Source organism: Leptolyngbya sp. FACHB-36 (assembly GCF_014695955.1).
In the GTDB taxonomy this organism is placed as follows: Bacteria; Cyanobacteriota; Cyanobacteriia; order Leptolyngbyales; family Leptolyngbyaceae; genus FACHB-36.
This window is the reverse complement of the sequence record NZ_JACJPG010000494.1, coordinates 1-5,408: the sequence shown is the minus strand read 5'-3', so window position 1 is coordinate 5,408 and position 5,408 is coordinate 1. Positions and strand designations below refer to the sequence as shown.

Below are 5,408 nucleotides of genomic sequence, written 5' to 3'. Positions count from 1 at the left end.
GCGATCGCGCTGATTGCGCTGTGCTTGGGGCGCGTACAGGCAGAATACAAAGAGCGCGCGGTACCCCTGATGGGAGTCTGTGCTGCCTTTATTTTTGCCGCACAGATGATCAATTTTCCGATTCCCGGCGGCACATCGGGGCACCTCCTGGGAGGAACGCTAGCAGGGGTGCTATTGGGTCCGTGGGCAGGATCGCTGGTCATGGTCGTGGTGTTTATCGTTCAGGCGACCCTGTTTCAGGACGGCGGCTTGACGGTCCTCGGCGCAAACATTGTCAACATGGGACTCATCGGCACGTTTGGCGGGTATTACCTGTATCGAGCCATTCGTAAGGTGCTCGGACGCGATACCTGGCGAGGAATTGGCGTCGGAAGCGCGATCGCTGCTTGGACCAGCGTATTTGTCGCTGCATTGGTAACGGCGTTCCAGTTGGCGCTGTCGGATACCGTGCCGCTGCCTGTGGCGCTGTCGGCAATGGCGTTCTGGCACTGGATGATTGGCATTGGAGAAGCGATTATTACGGTGCTGGCAATCAGCTTTGTGTTTCGCACCCGTCCAGACTTGATCTATCATCCACCGCGTCAATTGGTCACGGCTTCCCGTCCACTCACACCTCGATAGCCCGCTTAGCTTTAGAACGTAAGCCATAAGGACATGAACAATAACCTTTCTCGTACACGCAATCGCGCGGTGGTTGTGGCAGGTTTGGGAATTGCCCTGCTGATTGGGGTGTTTCTCTCGCCGTTTGCCAGCCAAGACCCCGACGGACTCGATCGTGTTTCGCAAGACCACCAGTTTGAGGAAAAAGCGCAGGAAGACACTCCAGCAAGGCAGTTGCCGTTCCACGCCGTCTTTGATGAATATGCCGTTCGCGGCGTTCCAGAGGGAATTGCCACTCCGCTCGCAGGGCTGGTAGGAACGCTCGCCGCCTTTGGCTTAGCCTGGGGTGCGGGTAAGCTGCTGGTGCGGAACGATCGTCCCACTGACGACGATGTGCGATAGGTACTTTTGCTGAATGCTGCTGCATATTGGGGCGTTTCAACTTGATTTAGACAGTAAGCAGGAAACGCCCTGGCACCGTTTGGTGCCAAAGGCGCGGATCGTTTGCACGCTGCTGTTGGTGTTCGCGATCGCCCTGACTCCCAATGGGCGCTGGCTCACCTGGGCGGTTTATGGTGCGGGCGTGCTGGCGATCGTTCTGCTGAGCCGCGTGACGCTGCCTGTGCTGCTGCAGCGAGTGGCAGTGGAGTTTGTGTTTATCGGTGTTGTCATGTTGGGGACACTGTTTCGCGACGGTGGCGAAGTGGTGTGGCAGTGGAGCTGGCTGCGGGTTACGACTGAAGGACTTACGGTGTTGGGCAGCGTGGCGCTCAAGTCGCTGCTCTCGCTTCTGATGCTCAATATCCTGACTCTGACAACACCGATTCCAGCGCTGCTGCACGCCTTAGTGGAGCTGCGGATGCCACCCCTGCTAGTGGCAATTCTGGCGTCGATGTATCGCTACATTGGGGTTCTGATTGAAGAATTTAATTCTATGCGTCGCGCCGCTCTGTGCCGTAACTTGATGAGCGGTCGTCGCTGGCAGCGCTTGGTGATTGCCAACATGATGGGATCGCTCTTCATCCGCACCTACGAGCGAGGTGAGCGCATCTATCAAGCAATGCTATCTCGTGGCTACACTGGACTCTTGCCTACGACAGACGCTCCCATTCAGACGCGGCGCGATAGTGTGGCAGTAACATTAACTGCCGTTCTAACGCTGTTGGGACAGGCTGTTTATTTTTTGTAGCCCCTATGCATCACAATCCGATCGATATTCAGAATCTCAGCTATGCCTATCCCGATGGAACCGAAGCGCTACGAGATATCAGCGTATCGATTCGAGCAACCGAGCGGGTGGCGCTAGTCGGGGCAAACGGATCGGGTAAATCGACGCTGCTGCTGCACTTCAATGGCTTGATTACACCCCAACAGGGTGAAATCGTTGTTGGAGATTTGCGGATGGAGACGCTTAACCTCAAAGCAATTCGCAACTTTGTTGGCTTAGTGTTTCAGAATCCCGACGACCAGCTCTTTATGCCAACCGTGTGGGAGGATGTCACCTTTGGACCAATGAATCAGGGCGTTAAGGGGCAAAATCTCGCCCATCGAGCCGCGCACGCAATGACGGCAGTGGGGCTGGACCCAAACTTTTACGGACCCCGCAACGCCAACAATCTGTCTGGCGGCGAGAAAAAGCGCGTTGCGATCGCAGGCGTCCTTGCCATGCAGCCGCAAGTGCTGGTGCTGGATGAACCGTCTGCCCAGCTCGATCCGCGATCGCGCCGCCAACTAATTCACCTGCTGGATAGTCTGCCCCTGACTCAATTGATCGCCACGCACGACTTAGATTTGGCGCTGGAGTTGTGTAGCCGCACGATCGTTTTGAGTCAAGGGCAAATTGTTTATGATGGACAGACTGAGCGCATTCTTAGCGACTCGAATTGGCTAGAGCAACATGCTCTGGAACTGCCGTTGAGCTACAGTCGTCCCTACTGTCTGCTGGACCATGCGCCAGCCGTTCGGATAACAGCCTAATCTTTGTTTCCCACTGCCCATCTATCTGTGTCAGTGCGATGGGCGTGAGTACGATCGTCCTACTCTTCCAGTCTTGCCCCTACCATGTCTTTTCTTTCGCTGATTCGTCGCTACGGTCTTCCCAGTTTGCTGTTTGGCGTCTGCTTAGTTGCGGTACTGTTTTCGGCAGTGCCCGCCCAGTCTGAGATTGCGCCCAGCACTCTCCAAACGGCTCAGCGTCCTGCGGCTCAACCCGCGGCTCAACCCGCTGACCTGTCTCTAACGCAGAACGTCCGCAAAACCGTTCTGGATAACGGAATGACGGTGTTAACTAAGGAAGTAAATTCTGCTCCAGTGGTCACCGTACAGGTGTGGTACCGCGTTGGGTCGCGCAATGAAACGCCGGGCATCAGCGGCATTGCGCACCAGCTAGAGCACTTAATGTTCAAAGGCACCAAAGATCGTCCGATTCAGTTTGGGCGATTTTTCAGCGCCTTGGGTAGTGACTCAAACGCATTTACCAGCTATGACCAAACCGCCTACTTTGGCACGGTGGAGCAGGACAAGCTGAAGGCGCTCCTAGTGCTGGAGTCCGATCGAATGCTGAACTCCCGCATTGACGACAGCGCCCTGACTAGCGAAAAGCGTGTTGTCATTTCGGAACTGCAAGGCTACGAGAACAGCCCTGGTTATCGATTGGGGCGTGCAGTCATGAAGGCTGCGTTTCCCAATAATCCTTACGGGCTGCCTGTGGGTGGCACAAAAGCTGATGTGCAAAACTTCACGGTCGAGCAAGTGCGCGACTACTACCGCCGCTTCTACCGCCCTGATAATGCCACGCTGATTATCGTGGGCAATTTCAAGACCGACGATACTGTGCAGATGGTGAAGGAGACGTTTGGCAGCATTCCCAAGAGCACTGCGCCCCTGCCGACGGACCCGGTTACTCAAACTAAAGCGCAGCCGTCCGCTCAGAAAACGCCGATCGTCCTGCGCGAGCCAGGAAGCGCCGCGCTGCTGAATGAGGTGTATCCCTTACCGAATGCCACTCATCCGGATGTTCCTGCCCTGCAAGTGATGGATTACATTTTGACAGGCGGACGCAGCTCCCGGATTTATCAGGCGCTAGTGGAGTCGGGCTTGGCAAGTGACGCCAACGGCGGTGCCGCGAATTTGATTGGGGGCGGCTGGTACGAATTTTCTGTGACGGCGGCTCCGGGGAAAGACTTGGTGCAGATCGATCGCACGCTGCAAAAGACTCTGGTAGACCTGCGCAGCAAGGGCGTGACGCCTGAAGAGTTAGAGCGGGCAAAAACCCAGCTCCGCGCGTCGCTGATTCTGCGGAACCGCACGATTTCCAGTCAGGCATTCCAGCTTGGCGACGACCAAACGACTACAGGTGACTACCGCTTTACCGATCGCCTGCTAACCGCTATCACGCAGGTCAGCACGGCGGATGTGCAGCGAGTTGCCCGCACCTATTTAGCTCCTGCCAATCGTACGGTGGGCTTCTTCGAGCCGACGCAGCCAGACGGTAAGCCGGGAACCTCCCCGGGCAACTTCTCGCAAACGACCGAGAACTTCAGCCCCGGCGCTCCGGTCGATCCGGCAGAAGTCGCGAAATATCTGCCGCCCACCACGGCAACCACCCAAGCTGCACCTCAGGCTCTCCCCGAAAAGCTGACGCTGGCAAACGGGCTACAGGTGCTGCTACTTCCCGATCGCAGCACGCCGACCGTGTCGCTTAGCGGCTACATCAACGCGGGCACCTCGTTTGATCAGCCGAACTTGGCAGGATTGGCTGGTCTGACGGCGGCAAACCTGACCAACGGTACCCAAACCAAAGATGCACTGGCGATCGCCAAAACGCTAGAGAATCGGGGCGCATCGCTGCAGTTTGCGGCCAGTCGCGAGGGTGCCAACTTGGTCGGTACCGCACTCGCAGCAGATTTACCAACGCTGACTCAAGTGCTGGCAGATGTGTTGCAGAACGCTAGCTTCCCAGAGGAGGAGCTGGAACTGAGCCGCCAGCGGGCACTGACCAGCCTGAAGCTAGAGCTAGACAATCCAGCTCGACTGGCACGCCGCGTCTTCCAGCAGGTGGTTTATCCCGAAAACCACCCGTTCCACACGTTTCCCACGGAAGCCAGCTTGCAGCAGATCCGGCGCAGCGATTTGCAGCGGTTCTATCAGCAGTACTATCGCCCAGATGCCACCATCCTGACGATCGTGGGCGACTTTGATTCGGCGGCAGTTCGCGCCCTGCTGAATCGCGAGTTGGGCAGTTGGCAAGCCAGCGGCGACGCTCCGAAGCTGGTCTTTCCCTCGGTATCCTTGCCAAAAACTAGCGTGCGGGAAACGCGTGCGCTGCCTGGAAAAGCGCAATCTGTCACGTTCATTGGCTATAACGCCATCGATCGCCGCGACCCGCGCTACTATTCAGCGCTGGTGCTGAATCAGATTGTGGGTGGCGACACGCTCTCTAGCCGCTTAGGAACAGAGATTCGCGATCGTCTTGGACTCACCTACGGCATCTACAGCTACTTTCAGGCAGGCATTACCTCTGGACCGTTCCTGATTACGCTGCAAACGGCGCCCGAAGACGCCAACAAAGCGGTCAGCAGCACGCTGGCACTGCTGCAACAGCTCCGAGAAAAAGGCGTCACGCCGACAGAAGTAGAGTCGGCGCAGCGAGCGCTGACTAGCAGCTACCCTGTGGAACTCGCGGATCCCGATACCTTGGCAGGCATAATTCTGCTGAACACCGTCTATGGACTGAGTCTGGACGAAATTCGTCAGTTTCCCGCCAAGATTAAAGCGGTTACGCCCGCTCAGGTGAATCAGGCGATTCA

General features: G+C 56.9%; 5 protein-coding genes. All 5 read left to right on the top strand.

Going from position 1 to position 5,408, the window contains the following annotated elements; all coding sequences use genetic code 11:
• The coding region (locus H6F43_RS14150) for an energy-coupling factor ABC transporter permease (protein WP_190343381.1) at positions 1 to 621 on the top strand (621 nt) is incomplete at its 5' end.
• 33 nt (positions 622 to 654) lie between these two features.
• A complete protein-coding gene (locus H6F43_RS14145; RefSeq protein WP_190343380.1) occupies positions 655 to 1,002 on the top strand; it encodes a PDGLE domain-containing protein in 348 nt (115 codons plus the stop codon).
• Positions 1,003 to 1,015: 13 nt separating this feature from the next.
• The gene (cbiQ, locus tag H6F43_RS14140; protein ID WP_190343379.1) at positions 1,016 to 1,789 is read left to right on the top strand and encodes a cobalt ECF transporter T component CbiQ; all 774 of its coding nucleotides are present in this window, start codon (positions 1,016 to 1,018) and stop codon (positions 1,787 to 1,789) included.
• A 5-nt stretch (positions 1,790 to 1,794) separates the two neighbouring features.
• Positions 1,795 to 2,577 (top strand): ATP-binding cassette domain-containing protein, encoded by a 783-nt coding sequence (locus H6F43_RS14135; RefSeq protein ID WP_190343378.1) that lies wholly within the window; start codon positions 1,795 to 1,797, stop codon positions 2,575 to 2,577.
• An 84-nt stretch (positions 2,578 to 2,661) separates the two neighbouring features.
• The coding region (locus H6F43_RS14130) for a pitrilysin family protein (RefSeq protein ID WP_190343377.1) at positions 2,662 to 5,408 on the top strand (2,747 nt) is incomplete at its 3' end.